Consider the following 22,112-nt stretch of genomic DNA (forward strand, 5'->3'; position numbering starts at 1 on the left):
GTTTTGTAATCGGTTTCAACAAACATGCGACGGACCTTTCGTCTAATTGGCAACCTGATCCTGCAGTGGGTAGTTGAATTGATAGACACCGGAACCCAATTCCATACACACACCCTCATTTACTTGTTTGAAACAATGAATACCGTTGACTTTCTCAAGTGGTCTGTCGCCCTCCCTAACAGCGCTTAATGTCGCATGCGGCAAAACCACAGTTGCCGTAGTATTAGCGGGAATTCGCACAAAGACTTCCATGTGTTGTCCATCCACAAATCCCCAGTGAGCAGCAACCTCACCATACATGGTCTGCAGCGATGCTTTGACATACTTCAACGCAGGCTCCGGTTTCGGGCGAATCAAAATGTGTTTGTACCCAGGGTGCTCCTCATCGGTATCGATTCCGGCCACTACACGGTACAACCATTCTCCGACTGCTCCATACGCATAATGGTTAAATGAATTCATATCGTCACTCCAAAACGATCCGTCGACTTTGATGCTGTCCCAATGTTCCCACATTGTGGTGGCTCCCTTTGTCACCTGATAAAGCCAAGACGGATAATCTGTCTGTAAAAGCAACTTGTATGCCAGAGCGTTGTATCCGTTTTGAGACAATGCATGGCATAGATACGGAGTACCGACAAAGCCGGTTGAAAGGTGACAGTTGTTGTCTTCGATGTATTTTGCCAATGTTCGCGCAATACGCCCCCGATGTGACTCATCCACCAAATCGAACCACAAAGCGAGTACATGGGCGGTTTGCGTTGGAACAGACAGACGACCATTGGGCGTCACAAACTCTCGGCGGAAATGTTCGACGATATTTTTGTAGAGCGTTTCATATTCCTCAACATCGTCGTGTTTGCCGAGTACGCGTGCCGCCCGAGCAAGCAGGCGCGTCGAATAGGCATAAAAAGCGGTTGCGATGTAGTCTTCGTCCGTGGCACCTTTGTAACTGTTCTCCTTGGCGTCCAAACCGAGCCAATCCCCGTAGTGAGATCCTGTATTGTACAAGTACTCATTGTCTCCCTGACTGCGCATGTACTCTACCCAAGCCTTCATACTGTCGTACTGTTCTTCCAACAAACGCTTGTCTCCGTAGCAGAGGTAAACCGTCCACGGGCAAATCACAGCCGCGTCCGCCCATGCCGACGATGAGCTTAAGACTTCACTATCTTCAGGAAAGATGTTTGGAATGACGGATGGTACACCTCCACTCGGCCATTGATCCGCCTTGAGATCCCGAAGCCACTTGGTGAAAAATGGCGCCACATTCATGTTAAAGGCGGCCGTGCGAATAAATATTTGTGCGTCACCCGTCCAACCAAGTCGTTCATTACGCTGGGGACAGTCTGTCGGAATATCCACAAAATTCCCCTTCTGTCCCCACAAGATGTTATGCTGCAACTGATTCACAAGCGCATTGGAACACTCAAATCGACCCGTCTGCTCCAAATCCGAGTGGATGACACAACCGATAAAGTCGTCCAGCTTTACATCGCCGGGGACACCTTCAATTTGCACGTAACGGAAACCTTGATAAGTAAAGTGAGGTTGATACCACTCTTCCCCCTCGCCCTTGCAAACATAGCGAATCGTCTGTTTTGCCTTACGCAGATTCCCAGTGTAAAAGTTGCCATCCCTGTCCAAGACTTCCGCATGTCTCAAAACGATCTCGGTTCCGGCGGGCGCCTTCACTTTGAAACGAATCCAGCCGACCATGTTCTGCCCCATATCCAGCACTTTCTCACCCGCAGGCGTGTGGATGAGACGGACCGGCCGAATCTCTTCCACGATGCGTGTCGGCATGTTTTCTTGAGCGACCAACATATCTTTCCCGCGGGGTAATACAGTCACCCCATACCAGTCGCTGTCATCGTACTCTGCAGTACTCCATCCCGATCTTTCCAATCTTGCATCATATATCTCCCCATGATAAATTTCCGACATGAGTATCGGTCCAGTCTGGGATGTCCACGTTTCGTCCGAAACGACAGTTTGGTTGCGACCATCTGCATACTGGATGTGCATCTGCAGCAACACTGCTCTTTGGTTCCCGTAAACGTTCCGAGCCCCTTCCCAACCGAGCTCGCCCTTATACCAGCCATTCCCAAGAATCACACCAATCGCATTGGCGCCCCCCCGCAAGTGATGAGTAACATCATAGGTTTGGTACTGCAGGCGGTTGTTGTAACTGGTCCAGCCAGGTGTCAGCACCCAGTCTCCAACCCGTTCTCCATTTAGTTGGAGCTCATACAACCCCAGACTGGTTACATACACTCTCGCTGTTTTTACCTGTCCCTCAATTGTGAACGTGGTCCTTAGTAGCGGGCAGACTTGCGTTTGGTCCGTTTCAAATTCTGGGGTAATCCACTTTGCCCTCCACTCGTCGGCACGAAGGAGACCCATTTCAAATAGCGCAATTTCGCTCCATTCTGACATTTCCCCCTCTTGGTTCCAAGCTCGTACACGATAGTAATATCTCGTGCATGATTTCAGAGGAGGCCCTTCGTACTCCACATGGACCGATTGATCCGATCGTACCTGTCCCGTGTCCCAAATCACCTGCTGAAAATCAGGGTCATTCTCCGAAACCTGGATTTGATAGGCAGTCTGCATCACATCGCGAGCATCGGATTGAATTTGCCAGCTGAACCTTGGCCTCAATACGTCGATGCCAATGGGATTCTCCTTGTACTCGCAACGAAGTTTACACACGCTGAAACTCGTCACGACCATCACCTCTTATTGTGAAATCCACAGTTTCTGTTTTGATGCGTTTCTCCAATCAAGCTCATTCTCCCATCTTCTTCAGCGTGAATTTCACCTCCCGTATCCAAATTTGTGGAAGATCGAGGCACCGCCGCGTTGAACATGTCCAACACAGCTTGTGCCTCATTGGATTCATCTTTGTACAAATCCTTCACTGCACCGTACGTGAAGGGTGGATTGATTGCTGAAATCACGGAGGATAGCGATTTTCTGATTCTTCTACCCAAGCAAATCCCTTCACACTTATTTACTTCCGGCACTACTTCCGCTTTCGCTTACAGTCCCTGATCAAACTTCCGCAGTGATGACCTTGATCCGGACCTCACGCAGCGACTCGATCATGCTTGGATCAACCTCGTCATCGGTGATGATGGTGTCGATATCGCTTACATCCGTAATCGGCGCAAACGCACGCACGCCGAACTTGCTCGAATCGATGAGCAAAATGGCTTTGTCACAGTTTCGAATCATCTTCTCTTTCACCCGTGCCTGCTCTTCCGTGGCCTCGCTCAACCCGTACTGCAGATGCAACCCTTGACAGGAGAGGAACGTTTTCTGAACGTGGTAACCCTCCACGGAGCGTTCCGCCAATGGACCGACGAACGAAAGTGACCGAGGCACCAAAACACCTCCGACGGAAATCACCTGGATATTCTCCTTGTTTCTGAGCTCCATGACGACCTTAATGGAATTGGTTACTACCGTGAGCGGAATATCCGGCAAGATGCGTGCCATCTGCCAAGCCGTCGTACTTGCATCCAATGAGATACAGTCCCCGGTCTCCACCAACTGTACCGCTTGAAGAGCGATAGCCTTTTTCTGCTTAATCCTCTCGATCTCCCGTTCTTCAAAAGGAATTTCAAGGGGACGTTCCTCTCTTGCCACCGCCCCGCCATGCGTGCGGATGACCTTCCCTTCCGCCTCCAATTTATCGAGATCACGCCTGATGGTCTCCTCCGTGACTTGGAAGAGCTTGCTCAGTTCAGCGACACGGATGCTTCCTTCGGACTGGACGAGTTCTATGATCTTTCGATGACGCTCAGCTACCAACATCTCTCTTTCTCCCACCACTTTTGTTTTGTATCGAAGTCTTTTGTACCACGAATCCTTACGGGCAGCAGCGATCCGTACAACTGCCGCCGCCTGGAACCAGACACGGTGTCCCGTTCCCCCAACCAACGAGAAATTGCAACGGGTTTTAACGGGGGAACGCAGCTGCGACACCACCGTCGACCGTGATCATGCAACCCGTTGTTTTTGCGGACCGCTGGGACGCCAGGAACAGGATCGCCTCGGCAATGTCTTCAGGCAATACGTTGACATTCAAGATGGTGCGCTTGCGGTAATACTCCTCAAGCTCGTCAGGATGAATGCCGTATGCGCGCGCCCGTTCTTCCCGCCAGCTCGAACTCCAGATGTTCGACCCTTGCAGAACGGCATCCGGCAAAACGGAATTGACGCGAATGCCGCGGCTACCGCCTTCCACAGCCAAGCAACGTGCCAAGTGCGTTTCCATCGCTTTTGCGCTGCTGTAGGCGGAGGTGTCTTTGCCGGCGTAAATGGCGTTCTTCGACGTCACGAAAACGATGCTGCCGCCGATTCCCTGCACTTCCATCACACGGAACGCCTCGCGCGCAGTCAGGAAGTAACCGGTGCCGAGCACCGCCAGGTTTTTGTTCCACTCGGCCAGCGATGTTTCCGTCACGGGCGCCGAGCTGGCGAGTCCCGCATTCGATACCAGGATATCAATGCCTCCGTACTTGAGAATCGTTTCCGCAAGAGATCGCTGCACCGCGTTCTCGTCGGTTACATCAAGATAAACCGCGGCGGCCCGCTCCTCGCCGTACAACGCGTTGATCTCTTCCGCCAAGCGATTGGCATTTTCCAACGCCAAGTCTGCGATCACGACGTGAGCCCCTTCCTCCGCCAACCGTTTGCAGGTCGCACTGCCGATTCCTCCCGCGCCTCCTGTGATAAAAGCGACGTACCTGGACAGCTCTTTCTCGGGCGGTGCAAGTGTGAGCTTGTACAGCTCCAAAGGCCAATACTCGACGTCGAACGACTCTTTTTCATTGAGGGAGACAAATTCGCCCAAAGTCGCGGCGCCGCGCATCACGGCCACGGCGCGGTGGTACAAAGCGGCGGCGATGTCCGCCATCTTCTTCGACTTGCCTGTGGCCACGACCCCGAGCCCTGGGAGCAGGATGACACGGGGATACGGATCGCTCATTTGTTCATTTCCTTCGCGGTTGCGCTCAAAGTATGCCATGTACTCTTTTTTGTAACGTGCAAGCCCGTCGCGAAGCACCTGCACGAGGCCGTCCACATCCCTCGTCGTCGGATCCCAGTCCACATAGAGCGGCACGCGCTTTGTATGGACGAGGTGATCCGGGCAAGCAGCACCGACTTGAGACAACTTCTCTGCATCCCGACTGCCCGTAAAGCGCAGGAAATCTTCACTGTCGTCGAACGTCAGGACCACCCGTTTGTTCTCCGACACCATTCCGCGGATAACGGGCAAAATCCGAGCCGCAATCTCTTTCCGAACTTCTTGGGGAAGCGCCTCATACTTCACGCCTCCGAAGAGTTCCTGTTCATTCACGCGGTCCTCGATATATTGACGGGCTTCCTCGATCACGTTCAGCGTGTTGCGGTAGCACGCTTCCGAAGTGTCTCCCCAAGTGATCAAGCCGTGCTTCTCCATCAGGACAAGCTCACAATCCGGATTCGCCGCCACCGCTTCTGCGATCAGTTTGGACAACCGGAACCCTGGCCGAATGTATGGGACCCACACCATGCGCCGGCCGAAGATGCGCTCCGCAATCTCCTTGCCGTTTTTCGTGCAGCACAAGGAGATGATGCTGTCCGGGTGCGTGTGATCCACATGGGGAAACGGCAAAAAAGCGTGCAACAGCGTTTCAATTGACGGACGCGGATGGCGACTGTTGAGCATGCAGTACGACAGGTACTCAACCATCTCCTCGTCCGTCATGGATTCCCGCTCCATTAATGGCAACACATCGTTCAAGCGGAGTGCCGTAAAATTCTTATCCGTCGCATCAGCCAGATCCGAGCCACTTCCTTTCACCCAGAGCACTTCCACCTTTTCACCGCGGAAGTCGGTCTCCAGGGTCTTCATGGATGTATTTCCGCCGCCCCAGTTGCAGACCGATCTGTCAGCTCCCAGACGGTTGGACCGTTTGACAAGATCTGATAAGGCAGCATGGAGATCGTAGCTGGTTTTCATGTCTGTCGTCCTCCTATCAGGTATCGTGCGCGGAATTCGCCAACTCAGAATCCGATTGAAGTGAATGGTGCATCTTCAGGAGCCGGACAAACCTTTCGTAAGCCGCATCCCATCCTTCCCGCTGCGAGGTCGGTCGGTAGACCTTCTTCTCGAAGGAACGATCCACCAACGCGGGAATATCTGAGATACCGGAAAGTTCGTTGGACGCGATCAATTGCGCGCATAGGTTTCCAATCACCGTCGCTTCGACAGGCCCCGCGATCACGATCCGGTTCGTTGCATCCGCCGTCCACTGGCATAAGACAGTGTTTTTTACACCGCCTCCGACAATGTGAATGATTGGCAAGGATTTCCCCGTGATCTCCTCAAGCCGCTCAATCACCCAGCGGTACTTCAAAGCCAAGCTTTCCAAGACGGCGCGGCTGATCTCACCAGGACTATCCGGAACAGGTTGACCTGTTCGTCTGCTGTAATCCTGAATGGCTGCAATCATATCCTCCGGCGCCAGAAAATCAACCGCATCCGGATCAAACAGCGTCTTCAGCGCAGGCGCTTCTTTTGCGGCCTGCATCAAATCGACAAAATCGCAGTTCACTCCCGACCGGAGGAACATACGCCGAACTTCCTGCAGAATCCACAAACCCATCACATTTTTTAACAGTCGGTACACTCCGCCGACGCCGCCTTCGTTTGTGAAGTTATGAATCCTCGTCAAATCCGTGATGATCGGTTCGTTCGACAAAACGCCGACCAAAGACCATGTACCGCTTGAGATGTACACAAAGTCATCCGTCTCATACGGAACGGCAAGCACCGCTGATGCGGTGTCGTGCTCACCAACATTGACCACGTCCATTCTCCCTGCAGCCGTTCCGGTCACCAGTTTCTTGCGGACGGACCCCAGCTTCCGTAAGGGTGGAACGACCGGTAAGAACAGATCTTTTGGAAGACCCAGTCTGTCGATCAGATCATACGCCCACGTCCCGAGTCTGGGATTGAAGAGCTGCGTGGTCGTGGCATTCGTGAACTCGCTGGCCATCTCCCCCGTTAAAAAGTAGTTGATGAGATCCGGAAAGAGCAGCAGGTGACGGCTGCGTTCCAGGAGTTCAGGACGATGGAGGCAGAGATACTTCAATTGAAAAACGGTATTGATCTGAAGTATTTGAATCCCGGTCTGTTCGTACAGCGATTTCGCGGGAACCCGGGCGAAAACTTCGTCGAGCACTGAACCGTGCTGGGGATTACGATAGTGACGCGGATTGGCAACCAGCTCGCCGTATTCGTCGATAAGACCAAAATCAACACCCCACGTATCCACGCCAACGGTTGAAGGGATCAGCCCCTCGCTGCAGGCCTTGACGAGGCTCTCCTGAATCTCGCTGAACAAGTTCAGAAAATCCCAGTACAGCGTGTCACCAAGCCCGACAGGATGGTTCTGGAAACGTTTGATCTCACGCAGGAAAAGCCGTTCCCCGTCGTACTCGCCGATGACGGTACGCCCGTTGCTCGCACCCAGGTCCACCGCGAATCCGCGCCAAATGGCCATTTTCGTCACCACCCTTGGCCGCCGATACCGCGCTCCAGGATCTTTTTCGGATACTCACTCTGCAAGTACGCGGCCAGCGGATCTTGCGGCAACCCCATCTCTTCCCGTACGAGAGCAAGCAGCGGTCGCACATCCGTTTCAAAGGCGTCCTTCAGGATCGACTCGGCGCGAATGACATCCCCCTCTTCTTGTGCTTTTCTCAATGCATCCCGCTGCACAAGCAACGCTTTGGCAAAGGCCGTTTGAATGTTGACAACGGATTTGATCATCGCGGGAATTTTGCTCTCAATGCTGTGGCATTGGTCGATCATGTACGAGATGTTTCGGGCGCACTCGGCTGTCGCCGGGTCGTTTTCCCCGTCTATCAGCTCGTTACAGATCAAAAACAGCTCGTACGGATCAATGGTGCCGACCATAAGATCATCATCCGCATATTTGCGGTTGTTGAAATGGAAACCCCCGAGTTTCCCTTCGTCCAAAAGAAGGGCGACAATGTGGGGGATGTTCGTCCCTTGCGGATGATGGCCCAAGTCGACCAGGACCTGCGCCCGTTCACCGAGCTTTAAGCAATAGTGATAAGACATGCCCCAGTCCGCGAGATCCGTGTGATAGAAGGCCGGCTCGAAGAATTTGTACTCTATCAACATCCTCGCGTTCTCCGGAAGCGCCTCGTAAGTTTGGGATAACGCCTCGAGCATATAGCGCTTCCGCTTGCGGATGTGGTCTTGTCCGGGGTAGTTGGTCCCGTCAGCAAACCATAGACTGAGCACATCCGACCCGACCAACTTCATGATCTCCACGCATTCGAGAATGTGTGAAATCGCTTTCTTGCGAACTTCTTCACGAGGATGACAGACACTCCCCAACGCAAAGTCGTCATCCTGAAACAGATTTGGATTTACCGCACCAATCTCAAGTCCCAACTCGTTTGCGTAACTTTTTAAGTGAAGGTAGTCATCCACTTGATCCCACGGAATGTGGATCGCAACCTTTGGACAGATTCCGGTCAAGCGATGAACTTCCGCAGCGTCTTCCAGTTTCTCATACGGATTGCGCGGAACCCCGACCTGTTTGTATACCTTGAAGCGAGTCCCACAATCAGCGTATCCCCAGGAGGGTGTTTCGATCACTAAGTTCTTGAGCCGGTTTTTCACGGTCTCAACGGAGATACCCTTATCTTCATGCACTTTGACCCACAACTCAATTTCGGCTTGGGATACCACGATTGCCCCTCCTCAACCGCTAGTCAAAATAAGGGATGGTTGTTATAAGCGTAAAGTTGGGTTGCGTGACGTCCAACCGACTATATTGCACAATCACGTCCTGGCTGGATTCCAGCTCAATCTAGTACGGCACGTCCCGTGGAAGTACAGTTCCCCCTAATTGTTCGGGCTGATCGAGGCGGATGTGTTTACACCGTTTCGCCGGAATCGAAACCTGTACACCGTGGATCGGATCACGATCTTCAAAGTAAAAATGGAACGTCAACTCGGCTGTTTCTTCGGAACAGTTCAGTACACAAACTGATTCATGACTCTCCCACTTTTCTCCCTGTCCCGTACTTGGCAAGAACGCGTCAGGGATGTACCAGCGCTTGGCACCTGCCACATACACCCACCTCAATTTTTATATGAACACCTGATGTAAGAGCAATTTTGTCACGCTTTCACGCTCAACCATGTTTGTGCCTGTATTGGGTATGTTGCCAATCACGGCACTTATAGCTTGTTTTGGCTTCCATCAAGCATGAATTCCCATCTTAAGTCCACGAAAGTTTCCACCATCTCCACACGAAACCAGTATCGCCATGCCTTCAGATCACGCAACCGCTTTCAAACAAATCAAGAACAGTCAAGTTCTTCACAGACAATATCTACTGCCCGCGTAGCCTGTGCGATATTCCATCGTCACATTTCTGCCAACCATCAGGGAGCAGCTTATTTTCATCCATATCCGCAGCCTTATAGGCACCTGATCTTATTTGTTTATCTTGCTTTCAGATGAATTGGATATTTTGTTTTATTTTGTTTATTTGCTTTTTGTTTGTTTTCTCGCTATTAAAATATCTCATCCTTATCCTCCAGTCAACATGAAACGGCTTTCATTTTTCATAAACAGCCATGATATCGCCCGATAAATCGGACAATTTCAGTTCGTAAATCCATTTTTCTGTGTTTTCTTTTGTTTTGTTCTGTTTTTAACCCTGTTTTCCTCAAGCAGGCACCCTGATGCGACAGAACGCATGGATCTAAGCTGTTACCACCATCCCAACACGGTGCCCCTCCGATACGTTCGTCATCTCATCGATGACAATCGCCCCTGTCCCTGCAAACATCAGAAAATACGTACCCATGAATTCTGCAACCATTTCCTGTGCATGAACGTCATGATCCGCACGTCACCCTTATCCCTTCCTCTAAGTCATCCATCTCCTAAGCATGTCCAGTAAACGGGACAACAAACTTTGCATGAAAGGAAAATCGGGTCCAGTCCAATGAGTTAAACCCCACTGTCCCTGACACGTTCTTTGACCAGACCGGCGTTTTTCAAATTGGCTCATATGCTGGACACGGCGGGAAGGCTCATTTTCAGGTTCTCGACCAACCCGCAAATGATCAACTCCACTTCCTTCAGCAGTGCCCATATCCTTATCGGCTCTCCCCATGCTTTGTGACATGCGGTGAGCAGATGTATGTCCAAGCATCAGCCCATTGATGTATGATCATATGATGATATTTTGTCAAAAAACAACCCCGCCACATCGGGAACGATGTGCGGGGATTGTTTCACCCTTCTTTCTCCATCTGATCCTCTTCGGTCGAGATTGCCGTCTCCGACACAGCATCACGGTCCACACCCAAGCGCCTGTACAATTCCTTTCGTTCTGCCTCCCATTCTGCCCAGTCGAAAATCGTATCGGGCATGGGCAGTTCGTCCAAACTCTTCAACCCGAAGTAGTCCAAAAACTCGCGTGTGGTTCCGTACAGGATGGGACGGCCCAATCCTTCGGCACGTCCCACTTCCTTCACCAATCCTTTGCGCACGAGGGATTGGATGGTACGTTCGCTTTTAACGCCCCGCACTTCCTCCACTTCCATGCGCGTGATCGGCTGACGGTAGGCGATGATCGCCAACGTTTCCAAAGCCGCACGGGACAAAACAGACCGATTGGGCGCCTGGGCCAGTTTTTCGAAATACGGGCTGTGTTCCGGCAAGGTGGTCATCTGGTATACCTGTGCCACTTCGACGATCTGCACACCACGGCCCGCCTGCCGCCATTCCTCTTGCATCTCGCGAATCGTTTCCCGAACGGTGCGGACATCGGTTTCCAGATACTCGGCAATCTCTTTGGGATGCAAACCCTCCTCACCGGCGGCAAACAGCAACCCTTCAATGATCGCTTTCCTCTCCCGCGGTTCCAAGCGACTGATCCCCCCTCACATCTGCCGCGACAATCCACAAATCGTCAAACAGTCGTTCCTGTCGGCAAATGATGCGTTTGGCCTTCATCAGCTCCAAGATCGCCAAAAACGTGGTGACGATCCATTCCCGGGTGATACGACCGCGTTCCACCAGACGGGAAAAGCGAACAGCCCCTCCCTCGGTGCGCAACCGTTCGATGATCTCGCTGATGCGGTCGCCGATCGAAATCTCCTCCCGCGAGACCCGGGCCACTTGTTGCGATTCTTTTTGCTGGCGGAGTACGTCCACGAAAAACTGCAACAAATCGTCCGGTCGGATTCCTTCCAGCGGATTCCGTTCCCGTGCATACGGCGTGAGATCCATCGGGGGACGGGAGTAGACCAGGCTGCGGCTGGATTCGTGTTCCCGCAACACGTCGGCCAGCTTTTTGTACTTCTTGTACTCCAACAGCCGCTCGATCAACGCTTCACGCGGGTCGGCCTCTTCCTCCCACTCGGCATATTCGTCCAATTCCATCTCCGTTGGTTCCTGCCGCGGCAACAACATTTTGCTTTTGATGGCCAGCAATGTGGCCGCCATCACCAGGAACTCGCTGGCGATCTCCATCTCCCATTCCTGCATCGCTGATAAGTATTCCATGTACTGATCGGTAATCCGCGCGATCGGTACCTCGTAGATGTCCACCTCGGCCCGTTCGATCAGATGGAGCAACAGATCCAACGGTCCCTCAAACGTGTCCAGTTTGATTTTGACGTCCACATGCGCTTCCTCCCGGACGTCCGCCGATCAGCCTCGGAGTTCCCGCTGCAGATTGGCCATCTCAATCGCCGCGGTCGCCGCTTCCCAGCCTTTGTTTCCGGCTTTGGTACCGGCCCGTTCGATCGCCTGCTCGATGGTGTCCACGGTGATGACGCCGAAAATCACCGGCAAACCATGTTTCAAAGCGGCTTGAGAAACGCCCTTGGCCACCTCATTGCACACGTAATCAAAGTGAGGCGTCGCCCCGCGGATGACCGTCCCCAACGCGATCACCGCGTCGTATTTACCCGAAGCCGCCATCTGATCGGCGATCAAAGGAATTTCAAACGCACCCGGCACCCAGGCCACTTCGATGTCCGCCTCATTTGCACCGTGCCGAATAAGGGCATCCTGCGCACCGCCCAAAAGCTTGCTGGTGATAAACTCATTGAACCGGCTCACCACGATACCGATACGAAGACCTTGCGCCACCAATTTTCCCTCGTACACTTTTGCCACGATCCGTGCTCCTTTCTTCATTGTTACAGATTGAGCATATGTCCCATTTTGTTTTTCTTGGTCAACAGATACCGTTCATTGGATTCATTGGGCGGGATCTGGATCGGCACCACTTCGACCACTTCCAGCCCGTACCCCTTCAAACCGGTGATTTTGCGCGGGTTGTTGGTCATCAAACGCATCTTGCGCACACCCAGGTCTCGCAAAATTTGTGCACCGATCCCGTAATCGCGCAGATCGGGGCGGAAACCGAGTTTCAAGTTGGCTTCCACCGTATCCAGTCCCTGTTCCTGCAATTTGTAGGCTTTTAACTTGTTCAACAGTCCGATGCCCCGACCCTCTTGTCGCATGTAGAGCAATACGCCCGATCCCTCATCGTTGATCCGCTTCAACGCTGCATGCAGCTGGGGACCGCAGTCACAGCGGTGCGAACCGAACACGTCACCGGTCAGGCATTCGGAGTGCACCCGGACCAGCACCGGTTTGTCCGGATCAATCTCTCCCTTGACCAATGCGACATGTTCCCGGTCGTCCACTTCATTGGTGTAGCCGATGGCCGTGAATTCGCCAAACTCCGTCGGCATTCTCGTCGCGACAACGCGTTCGACCAGTTTGTCTTTGCGGTTGCGGTACTGAATCAAATCCTGAATCGTGATGATCTTCAAATCGTGTTGCTTGGCGATCTCCATCAGGTCGGGCACGCGGGCCATCGTACCGTCTTCCTTGATCACTTCACAGATGACACCTGCCGGATATGCCCCGCACATCCGTGCCAAGTCAACAGCCGCTTCCGTGTGGCCGGCCCGACGCAACACCCCGCCCTTTTTGGCGATCAGCGGAAAGATGTGACCCGGACGACGGAAATCTTCAGGGCGCGTCTTCGGATCGATCAAGGCCCGAATGGTGGCCGACCGCTCATGAGCGGATATGCCGGTCGTGCAGCTGACGTGATCGACGGACACCGTAAACGCCGTTCCATGCGTATCGGTGTTGTGGTGCACCATCGGCGGCAGGTCCAACTCCTGCGCCCGTTCCTCGGTGATGGGCACACACACCAGCCCACGCCCATACTTGATCATGAAATTGATCACTTCCGGCGTGGCCTTTTCCGCCAGCGCCACGAAATCCCCTTCGTTTTCGCGGTCTTCGTCGTCCACCACAATGATGACATTTCCTTGCATCAATTCGTAAATGGCTTCCTCAATCGGGTCGAAGGAATACATCTCCCCCGCCTCCTTTCGCACATGTTCAACCGCCGGGCGGTTTGATCCATCCCTTGGGAATACGTTGCCCATTGTCCATTGACCAGGGTGTGTCTGGTGAATACTGCACACATTGCTTTCCGGTGCTTACCGGCTCGCTCCATCTGCCCTGCGGGGAAGCAGATGATGGCCGCTACAATCCGGTCAGCACAGTTCGCAGGCAAAATATGCTTTGTCTTGAGGAAATGGCCCGCGATTTCAATCCAGCGCTCCCCGAGTCTTCGTTTGCCTGGCAAAACATCGCTACTTACAGCATGACCAGACACGCTCCAGACCTCTGTCCATTTCGCATCCTGTCAAACAATCATGCGAATCCGTTTTGCCGGAGTGTCTCCAGCGTCAACCCTTCGTTCTCTTTTGTCTTGCCCAGCATTTTGGCGATATATTTGCCGATCATATCACACTCGACATTGACCGGATCTCCCACTTTGGCCGCATGCAATTGGGTATGGGTCAAGGTATGGGGGATCACCGATACGGTGAAGAAATCTTTTCCCACATCCACCAACGTCAAACTGATCCCGTTAACCGCAACAGACCCCTTTTCCACCATAAACCGAGTCAGTTCCGACGGAACCGAAATGCGGAACAGCACCGCATTTTCATAAGGCGTTCGATCTGTGATCGTACCGACGCCGTCCACGTGTCCCTGGACGAAATGACCACCCAACCGTTGTCCCGCGGCCAATGCGCGTTCCAGATTGACCGGTGAACCGACGGACAGGGAACCCAGGTTGGTTCGTTTCATCGTTTCCGGCATGACGTCGGCGGTAAAATAGTCCTCTCCGAAACGGGTCACAGTGAGACACACCCCATTGACGGCGATGCTGTCCCCCAATTGCACGCCTTCCAACACTTTGCGGCAGGCAATGGTGAGCTCCATCGCCATCCCCTGCCTGACCGCTTTCCGGATCGAACCCACTTCTTCGACAATCCCCGTAAACAACCGGATCCCTCCTTTTATGACGGGAATACGGGATATCCGATCACGCACAAATCTTCTCCAAAGCGTTGCACTTCGAGATCCCGGAGGTGAATCGCCTCCGCCATCGTCTCCCGCTCTTCCCCTTCGACGGAAGTGGGACTGTTTTTCCCACCTAACAGCTTGGGGGCAACAAATGCGATCACTTTGTCCACCAACCGTTCCCGCAACAATGCGGCGTTCAGCGTTCCGCCGCCTTCCACCAATACCGACAGCACACCGTGTTCCCCCAAAACCTGCATCACGCGGTGCAAGTCGACACGTGGACCGGGTCCGGTGGATACGATTTTGACCCCTTTGGCACGCAATTGTTCCTCTTTTTCCGGGTCACCTTCGTCAGTACAAAACACCCACGTCGGTGCTTCCGTCACGTCCGCCACCGGTGTGTCCGTCGGTAGACGCAGACGGCTGTCGATCACCACCCGGATCGGGTTGTGGCCGCCTCCCGGCAATCGCGTGGTCAACCGCGGCTTATCTGCCAATACAGTGCCGACACCCACCATGATTGCATCATGGATATGACGGAGTCTGTGCACCTCCGCCCGGGCGGCTTCTCCCGTCACCCACCGGCTGTGCCCGGTATGTGTCGCAATTTTGCCGTCCAGCGTCGTGGCCGTTTTCAATGTGACAAAGGGTCTGCCAGTCCGCCGGTGATGAAAATACGCTTCATTGAGCCGGAGGCATTCTGTCTCCAGTACGCCCATCACCACCCCGACGCCCGCTTCCTGCAAGCGTCGAATGCCGCTTCCCGCCACACGCGGATCAGGGTCCTTCGAACCGATCACGACCGTTTTCACTCCGGAGGCGATTACTTTTTCCGTACATGGAGGCGTGCGTCCATAATGATTGCATGGTTCCAGCGTGACATACAACGTGCTGCCGTGCGCTTCCGGGCCGGCCATGTCCAGCGCGTGCACTTCCGCATGCGGCGTGCCCGCACGCAAATGCGCCCCCATCCCGACCAGCCGGCCCTCCTTGACCGCCACCGCCCCCACCAGCGGATTGGGCGAGGTTTGCCCCTCGGCCGATCGCGCCAACTGCAACGCCAACCGCATCCATTTCTCATGGTGCTCCATATCCTGTCTCCTTTGCTGTCGGGGATCACGACGGTACAGAAAAAGCCCCGGGGTTCCGGGGCTTGTGAAAACATGAACAAGGATGACGCATAACAGTGTGCATAGCAAAACAAACCTTTCAGTGGAATTGGTTTATTTTCCCAATCCACAAAAAGGGTACACGCATCCCGTTCATCCTTCTCCCATCCAGACTCTCACTGTCGGCCCCGGAGTTTCACCGGATCCACCGCGAATTCGCGGGTCACGGGCTGAGGCGGAATCGTCCGCCATCACCGCCGGTCGGGAATTTCACCCTGCCCCGAAGGATGTTATCAAATGTTGCCTATACGGTTGTACTTCAAAGTATAACGGAAGTCAAAACAAAAGTCTACGGAAACGACCACCCTCACTTCACAGCTTCTTCCCTGAGGGCTGGTTCGTGACGCCAAGGCACGCCCACCCGCATGCACAAATAACACATCACCGAGAAAAAGATGGAGATGACCGTCGTGTGCAACAGGGCGATGATCAGCTGGATGCCGGACAACACACTGGCAATGCCGGTCACTGCCTGCAAGGTGACAAACCCCCATGCGAACCAAGCGGCACGCACCAACTCACGATGTTGGCGATAAGATCGGACGGTGACCCAGAGCAGCCCCGTCACCAACAGCCACAGGGAATATGCCGCGCTTCGGTGCAACAGATGGATGCCCGCCGAACTGGTCAAGTCGGGCAGCCATTGTCCGCCACAGCCGGGGAAGTTTTCTCCGCATCCCAGGCTGGAACCGGTATGGCGCACGTAAGCGCCCGTGTACACGACGAAATACGTGTAGACGGTGATCCCCCACACCCCGAACTTGTATCGGGACGACACGTTGCTGTCAGGAGAAGCAGATTCTTTGTCCTTTTGCTCCAAATACAAGACCAACAATACACAAGCCGCCAGCGACATCAGCGAAAAACCGAAGTGGGTAGCCAACACGGCGTCGGATTGACCCCACACCACGGCAGCCGCTCCCAACAGTCCCTGCAGCACCACGAAAAAAACGCTGGCGATGGACAACCACAGTACCACACGATCACGGCTGAACACTTTCCATGCCCAGACGGCCAAAATCACGACAAACAGACCGACCAGCCCGGATACGACGCGGTGGCTGTACTCCACCCACGTCTGAAACGTGGCATAGGTCGGGAACACTTCTCCGTTGCAAAACGGCCATGTATTGCCGCATCCTTTTCCCGAACCCGTTTTGGTCACCAGCGCTCCCATGAGCAATATGAGATAAAGCCCGAACGCGGTAGTCCATGCAAACCATTTCAATCCTCGACTCACCATGGTCCCTCCTCTGACGCACCACCTTCGTCCCTATCATAACACAGCACGCAAAAATTAGACCCGTTACCAGAAAAAGAGGCACAAACTTGCCACAGACCGGTTCGTTCCCTGCGTTCTGCTGGTAAAAAAACTGACTTTCTCTCTTCCCTGCCCTTGAAGTATCATGATCATGAAACCGACGCATCGTGGGAGGAAGTGCCATGGACATCCAATCGCCACTGACCGTCTCCGATATCCTGAAGCGCCCGCTGTTTCGGCACGCCAAAGTGGCGGCAGGCTCCCGCGGCCTGAACCGCGAGGTGAAATGGGTTCACATCCTGGAGATCATGGACGGATCATCTTATGTGCGGGGGAACGAAATGATTCTCATGACCGGGGTGGGGCTGGGGGAGGAAAAGGAGTTGAAGGTACAGTTCGTTCGCGAATTGTGGGAAAGTGGCGTGTCCGCCCTGGCCATCGAATTGGTCCATCAATTCGTCCACCTGTCCGAGGAAGCCAAAGCCTTTGCCGACCAGCACGCCTTCCCGATCATCGTGTTTGAAGAACCGGTTTCCTTCATTGAGATCACACAGGACATTCACGGTGATCTGATCCATCGTCATCACCGGCAGTTGCTGGCGTTGGAACGGCTCTCCCATCAATTTCACCAGCTGGTACTGAAACCACAGGGAGTGAAAAACATCCTTCGACTGCTGTATCAGGAAACAGGGTATGCGGTCCGTTTGGTCGATTATCTGGGGGAAGACCTGGTATATCCCGACTTCCGGGAAATCCCGGAACATCCGCTTATCTTTTCTCATCCGATCGTCGTCCTGGACGTACAAGTGGGTGAGCTGCAAATGAGCGGTTCCACCGCACCGACCGACTTCGCACGACTGGTCATGGAACGCGCGGCTACGGCACTCGCCCAGGAACTGTTGCGGAGCATTTCGTTGGAAGAACGCCGGTTGCGAGTGACACAAGAGTGGATGGATCACCTGATTGAATCGGGTTCGACCCGACCTCCCAAGGAGCTTTCCGCAGCAGTCGATCAAGGCGGACAACTCGCGATTGGTGCGGTTGAGCCCCGCCATGGAAACGACCCGGAATACAACCGTGTGGAAACCATGCAAAACATCGCCTTGCTGAAGTGGACGCACACCATACGAACTGAATTAACACCGCTGGGCATCGGTGTATGGACCGCTCCGCGCGAAGGACTTTGGGTGCTGGTTCTCGCCGACCTGACTCCCTCCGCCAACCTGTCGTTTCAGGACCGGTTGCGCCGCGGATTCGACCGTTTGTCCGTGCAATCTCTCAACTGGTCTCATCTCGCTCCCTTTGAATGGAAAGCGGGTGTCAGTCTGGCTTTTAATCGCTGGGAGCAAGCGCCTCAAGCGTGGCGGCAAGCCGTTGCGGCCTTGTCCCTCATCAAGCCCGCCACTGATGCCCCGGCTGACGACGGGGAAAGCATTTCGTCGGCACCTGTCGTCTACTGCGAGGATCTCCACGCTTGGCAGTTGTTTTTGCAGGTATCTCCCGCCGTTTTGGCGCAATACGTGGAGGCCCAAATCGGGCCGCTTTTGGCGTACGACCGGGAACACGGCACCCAACTGACCAAAACCCTGGAAGTGTATCTGGCTGAAAACCTCTCCAAACAGCAGACGGCCAACGCTTTGTACATTCATCGCCAAACACTGTACTATCGGTTGGAACAAATCGGGCAATTGCTGGGAAAAGATTGGGACTCCCCAGATCGTCGCCTCGCGTTGGAGACTGCTTTATCGGCACATCGGTTTCTCCAGGCACAAAGGAGATGAAGGGAAGGGGACTGTGTTTTCCCGGGAGATCGACTGACCAATCCCTTCCAAAAGCAGAACCAGTGGCGCAGGATTCAATCGCGCGGGCAATTTCTCCAAACGGACTTTGCCCGCGTCCCGCGTTCTCTCAGGACGGAGCGGCCGTCATATGCTTGCCGACAATGCGGGGGATATGGACAACATTTCCTTTGCAAAAACACCCCCACACAGCCCAAGCCGTGTGAGGGATCAAACAGGGAAAAAGAGGTTGTCATCACAAGGGATTAAACTGTCAGCTTGCTGCCCAAAGCTTCCTCAGGCGAAACGTAGTCCATGTCGAACGATTCGGCTACACCACGGTGCGTGATGTGACCTGCCGCCACGTTGACACCGCGCAACAGCGCGGGATCTTCATGCAGTTTTCCTTCGGCGAGCCGCAATACATAAGACAAGGTTGCATTGGTCAAGGCCAGCGTAGAGGTTCGCGGCACCGCACCGGGCATATTGGCCACGGAATAATGGACGACGCCATCCACCGTATAGGTGGGTTGCTCATGCGTGGTGACCCGGTCCGCCGTTTCGACGCATCCCCCTTGGTCCACGGCCACATCGACGATCACCGATCCGGGTTTCATTTTGGCGACCATGTCCCGCGTCACCAATTTCGGTGCGCGTTTACCGGGGATCAAAACTGCCCCGATCACCAAATCCGCTTGCTGCACTGCTTCTTCGATGTTGTAGCGGTTCGACATCAATGTACGGACACGACCGCCGAAGAGGTCGTCCAGTTCGCGCAGACGTTGCCCGTTCACATCCAGAATCGTCACTTGGGCACCCAGACCAACCGCCATTTTCGCGGCATTGGTTCCCACCACACCGCCGCCCACGATCACCACATTGGCCGGGGGAACGCCGGGTACACCACCCAAAAGGACACCCAATCCTCCTTTGGGCTTTTCCAACGATTGGGCACCCACCTGAACCGACATCCGTCCCGCCACTTCGCTCATCGGTGCCAACAGCGGCAATGCGCCGTTGTCGAGCTGTACCGTTTCATAAGCAACCGCCGTGACACCCGATTGCACCAACGCATCCGTCAACGCCCGATCAGCCGCCAGATGCAGATACGTAAACAGCAACAAATCGCTCCGGAAATAGCGGTACTCCTCCGGCAGCGGCTCTTTGACTTTCAACACCATATCCGCCGACCAAGCTTCTTCCGCGGACACCATTTGCGCCCCGGCCCGTACGTACTCCTCGTCGGCAAAACCGCTTCCCACTCCGGCTCCCTGTTGGACCCATACTTCGTGCCCGGCATCCTTGAGTGCCTGTACTCCCGCCGGGGTGATGGCCACCCGATATTCTCTGTTTTTGATCTCTTTCGGTACACCGACCCTCATCAGCCGTTCCTCCTGTTTCAGATCTTGCAACCGCTTACTGTTCTTAACGTTATCAAAGGGGAAACTAGGTGAAATCAGACAAATTGTAAGAAAAAAGATGGTTGTAATTGGACATTCTCATTTGCAAGACAACAATGCCATTCCGAACACACATGTGCCGAGAATTTTTGGAATTTCCCGCCGCCGTTTCCTTACTGATGCAATTAACACCTGAAGATGTGGTGGAGCAACTGAAGAAAAGAGAGCGTGCTCTTGAAGGGGCACTGGCTCGAATTGAAAACCAGTTGCAGACAGCAATGGCGGAGGGGCTTCCTCGCTTGTTTTTGCTTGAGACCGAGTATCAACGTGCGATGTTCATGACCGAATGGAATGGGTTCGATCCATCATTGACGATATACAAACGGAAAAACTGCAATGGGATGAGCAATGGCTACGTACCATAGCAACAAAATTCTCCAATAGGTGAATTGGGTATGAATGAGAAGTTGTGTGATGGAGGAGGTCCGGGTTTTGTTGGAGAAAGAATGCAGCGACGAAACCCTGTTTGTCATGTTCAAGGGGATGCTCGGGATATAGGAAACAAAAAGGAGAGAACGCATATGTCCGATCAAGCCACAAAAGGATATAAAGGAATTGGAATGGAAGGTCCCATTGCCAGGTGGTATGCGAAAAATACCCGAAAAAGCATCGCGGGTTACAAAAACGATGCAAAAAAAGTTGCGGCATGTCTTCCGGAAAAAGCTGATATTCTCGAGATTGCCCCGGGACCGGGATATTTATCCATCGAACTTGCCAAACTCGGCAACTACAAAATAACCGGTTTGGATATCAGTAAAACGTTCGTGGAGATTGCACGCGAAAATGCGAAGGAAGCAGGTCTTGAAATCGACTTTCGCCAAGGGGATGCAGCCCGGATGCCCTTTGATAGCGAAACATTTGATTTGATCATCTGCAGAGCGGCCTTTAAGAACTTTTCACAGCCAATCATTGCCCTTGACGAGATGAATCGCGTGTTGAAGGCCGGCGGAAAAGCGGTGATCCTCGATTTGCGGGGAGATGTTTCCCATGAGGCAATCGACAAACATGTAGAAGAGGATTTGGGCCTCACCGGAATCAATCGTTTATTTACAAAATGGGTTTTTAAGTTCAGTCTCATGAAACGGGCTTACACAAAAGATCAGTTCAGGGAAATGGTGTCCAAAAGCAGGTTTACGAAATGTAAGATTCAAGAGGATCCGACTGGGATTGGATTGGAGGTATGGCTGGAAAAGTGACTTCTCCTTCATCCTGTCTCGAAGATCGAAAGCTGTGATTCCTTCCTTGAGAGAACAGGGACGTTGCTCCGATCGTGACTTTTTGCCCCGACACATGATCACTGAATGGACATGCAACATACGGGTCAGATATTCTGCTGAATTTTCGAGTGAGAAAAGAAGAGAATATATCGCTCGGTATATGGACCATGCTGACAGGGCTTTTGGCCTTGGCTGGAATCATCAGTTGGATCGGGAAAAAAAGATCAAAAAAATTAAGTATGAATCAGAAAAAAGGCTGGCTGATTGCCCATATCCTCTCTGTTATCATTTATTTCAGCGGTCTGATTGGCACACTTCTATTGGCGGTTTCCACAAAATTCACTGCTGATCGTGCGCTCATCCATGCCGCACACTTGTTTATTCAGTTTTTTGACTGGTTTCTCATTATTCCCGGTGCGTTTGCCTCCCTCATTACGGGAGTTTGGCTGGCGGTACGAACGCATTGGGGAATGACAAAATATTATTGGGTGATGGCGAAATGGCTCGGGAATATTACAGCCATTGTATTCGGCGGCAATTTCATGCGAATATGGATCCATGACAATTTTGAACCGATTTTCTCAAGTTCACTTCACCCTCTGCAAAATCCCTTGTATCTTGAAAACAGGGAGATGCTGTTTACAGGCACTGCCATCAGTTTCGCCATCTTACTGTTTTTGGTTGTGATCTCATATCTGAAACCATGGGGAAAAAGGAAAGGGATTCACAAAACAACGACGTAACTTAGATAGTCTT

At 53.2% G+C, this 22,112-nt stretch carries 17 protein-coding genes, 1 pseudogene and 1 riboswitch; of the genes and pseudogenes, 4 read left to right on the plus strand and 14 right to left on the minus strand.

Going from position 1 to position 22,112, the window contains the following annotated elements; genetic code table 11:
• Positions 1-42: 42 nt before the first annotated feature.
• The 13 genes and pseudogenes from JQC72_RS09440 to JQC72_RS09500 all read right to left on the minus strand — a co-directional run bounded on the left by JQC72_RS09440 (position 43) and on the right by JQC72_RS09500 (position 16,880).
• Positions 43-2,730, minus strand: a complete 2,688-nt coding sequence (locus tag JQC72_RS09440; protein ID WP_335342424.1) for a family 78 glycoside hydrolase catalytic domain — start codon at positions 2,728-2,730, stop codon at positions 43-45.
• Between the two features lie 327 nt (positions 2,731-3,057).
• Positions 3,058-3,822, minus strand: coding sequence for a DeoR/GlpR family DNA-binding transcription regulator (locus JQC72_RS09445; protein WP_205495040.1), 765 nt, complete (start codon positions 3,820-3,822; stop codon positions 3,058-3,060).
• A gap of 145 nt (positions 3,823-3,967) precedes the next feature.
• The gene (locus JQC72_RS09450) at positions 3,968-6,016 is read right to left on the minus strand and encodes a bifunctional aldolase/short-chain dehydrogenase (RefSeq protein ID WP_205495041.1); all 2,049 of its coding nucleotides are present in this window, start codon (positions 6,014-6,016) and stop codon (positions 3,968-3,970) included.
• Positions 6,017-6,032: 16 nt separating this feature from the next.
• The gene (locus JQC72_RS09455; protein WP_205495042.1) at positions 6,033-7,562 is read right to left on the minus strand and encodes a rhamnulokinase; all 1,530 of its coding nucleotides are present in this window, start codon (positions 7,560-7,562) and stop codon (positions 6,033-6,035) included.
• A gap of 5 nt (positions 7,563-7,567) precedes the next feature.
• Entirely contained in the window at positions 7,568-8,785 is a 1,218-nt protein-coding gene (gene rhaI / locus JQC72_RS09460; RefSeq protein WP_205495043.1) for an L-rhamnose isomerase, read from the minus strand.
• 19 nt (positions 8,786-8,804) lie between these two features.
• Positions 8,805-9,176: pseudogene (locus tag JQC72_RS09465) on the minus strand (sensory rhodopsin transducer).
• A gap of 1,172 nt (positions 9,177-10,348) precedes the next feature.
• Positions 10,349-10,984 (minus strand): SMC-Scp complex subunit ScpB, encoded by a 636-nt coding sequence (gene scpB, locus JQC72_RS09470; RefSeq protein ID WP_205495045.1) that lies wholly within the window; start codon positions 10,982-10,984, stop codon positions 10,349-10,351.
• Positions 10,953-11,744 (minus strand): segregation and condensation protein A, encoded by a 792-nt coding sequence (locus JQC72_RS09475; RefSeq protein WP_205495046.1) that lies wholly within the window; start codon positions 11,742-11,744, stop codon positions 10,953-10,955. The genes scpB and JQC72_RS09475 overlap by 32 nt, the downstream gene beginning before the upstream one ends.
• 27 nt (positions 11,745-11,771) lie before the next feature.
• Positions 11,772-12,242 (minus strand): 6,7-dimethyl-8-ribityllumazine synthase, encoded by a 471-nt coding sequence (gene ribH / locus JQC72_RS09480; RefSeq protein WP_335342425.1) that lies wholly within the window; start codon positions 12,240-12,242, stop codon positions 11,772-11,774.
• Positions 12,243-12,265: 23 nt separating this feature from the next.
• Entirely contained in the window at positions 12,266-13,465 is a 1,200-nt protein-coding gene (locus JQC72_RS09485; RefSeq protein ID WP_205495051.1) for a bifunctional 3,4-dihydroxy-2-butanone-4-phosphate synthase/GTP cyclohydrolase II, read from the minus strand.
• A 343-nt stretch (positions 13,466-13,808) separates the two neighbouring features.
• Positions 13,809-14,450 (minus strand): riboflavin synthase, encoded by a 642-nt coding sequence (ribE, locus tag JQC72_RS09490; protein WP_205495053.1) that lies wholly within the window; start codon positions 14,448-14,450, stop codon positions 13,809-13,811.
• Positions 14,451-14,464: 14 nt separating this feature from the next.
• Positions 14,465-15,562 (minus strand): bifunctional diaminohydroxyphosphoribosylaminopyrimidine deaminase/5-amino-6-(5-phosphoribosylamino)uracil reductase RibD, encoded by a 1,098-nt coding sequence (ribD, locus tag JQC72_RS09495; RefSeq protein ID WP_205495055.1) that lies wholly within the window; start codon positions 15,560-15,562, stop codon positions 14,465-14,467.
• A 170-nt stretch (positions 15,563-15,732) separates the two neighbouring features.
• A riboswitch (FMN riboswitch) is annotated at positions 15,733-15,872 on the minus strand.
• Positions 15,873-15,947: 75 nt separating this feature from the next.
• Entirely contained in the window at positions 15,948-16,880 is a 933-nt protein-coding gene (locus tag JQC72_RS09500) for a COX15/CtaA family protein (protein ID WP_205495057.1), read from the minus strand.
• Positions 16,881-17,083: 203 nt separating this feature from the next.
• Here JQC72_RS09500 and JQC72_RS09505 point away from each other — a divergent pair, with 203 nt between their 5' ends.
• On the plus strand, positions 17,084-18,682 hold the full coding sequence (locus JQC72_RS09505) for a PucR family transcriptional regulator (protein ID WP_205495059.1): 1,599 nt from the start codon (positions 17,084-17,086) through the stop codon (positions 18,680-18,682).
• Positions 18,683-18,945: 263 nt separating this feature from the next.
• On the opposite strand, the gene ald is transcribed toward JQC72_RS09505, so the two are convergent.
• Positions 18,946-20,061, minus strand: coding sequence for an alanine dehydrogenase (ald, locus tag JQC72_RS09510; protein WP_205495062.1), 1,116 nt, complete (start codon positions 20,059-20,061; stop codon positions 18,946-18,948).
• A gap of 107 nt (positions 20,062-20,168) precedes the next feature.
• Between ald and JQC72_RS09515 the strand changes: the two genes are divergently transcribed.
• The 3 genes from JQC72_RS09515 (at position 20,169) to JQC72_RS09525 (ending at position 22,099) form a co-directional block, all read left to right on the plus strand.
• Positions 20,169-20,504, plus strand: coding sequence for a hypothetical protein (locus JQC72_RS09515; protein ID WP_205495064.1), 336 nt, complete (start codon positions 20,169-20,171; stop codon positions 20,502-20,504).
• Between the two features lie 30 nt (positions 20,505-20,534).
• Entirely contained in the window at positions 20,535-21,335 is an 801-nt protein-coding gene (locus JQC72_RS09520) for a class I SAM-dependent methyltransferase (RefSeq protein ID WP_302104670.1), read from the plus strand.
• 149 nt (positions 21,336-21,484) lie between these two features.
• Positions 21,485-22,099, plus strand: coding sequence for a DUF2269 family protein (locus JQC72_RS09525; RefSeq protein ID WP_335342426.1), 615 nt, complete (start codon positions 21,485-21,487; stop codon positions 22,097-22,099).
• Positions 22,100-22,112: the final 13 nt, after the last annotated feature.

It is taken from the genome of Polycladomyces zharkentensis (assembly GCF_016938855.1).
Lineage (GTDB): Bacteria > Bacillota > Bacilli > Thermoactinomycetales > JIR-001 > Polycladomyces > Polycladomyces zharkentensis.

What these genes read in the sequence shown, in the direction of transcription:
- ald (WP_205495062.1), bottom strand. Translation starts at nt 20,061, where the DNA reads ATGAGGGTCGGTGTACCGAAAGAGATCAAAAACAGAGAATATCGGGTG.
- JQC72_RS09455 (WP_205495042.1), bottom strand. Translation starts at nt 7,562, where the DNA reads ATGGCCATTTGGCGCGGATTCGCGGTGGACCTGGGTGCGAGCAACGGG.
- ribD (WP_205495055.1), bottom strand. Translation starts at nt 15,562, where the DNA reads ATGGAGCACCATGAGAAATGGATGCGGTTGGCGTTGCAGTTGGCGCGA.
- JQC72_RS09520 (WP_302104670.1), top strand. Translation starts at nt 20,535, where the DNA reads ATGAATGAGAAGTTGTGTGATGGAGGAGGTCCGGGTTTTGTTGGAGAA.
- JQC72_RS09445 (WP_205495040.1), bottom strand. Translation starts at nt 3,822, where the DNA reads ATGTTGGTAGCTGAGCGTCATCGAAAGATCATAGAACTCGTCCAGTCC.
- JQC72_RS09505 (WP_205495059.1), top strand. Translation starts at nt 17,084, where the DNA reads ATGGACATCCAATCGCCACTGACCGTCTCCGATATCCTGAAGCGCCCG.
- JQC72_RS09485 (WP_205495051.1), bottom strand. Translation starts at nt 13,465, where the DNA reads ATGTATTCCTTCGACCCGATTGAGGAAGCCATTTACGAATTGATGCAA.
- JQC72_RS09450 (WP_205495041.1), bottom strand. Translation starts at nt 6,016, where the DNA reads ATGAAAACCAGCTACGATCTCCATGCTGCCTTATCAGATCTTGTCAAA.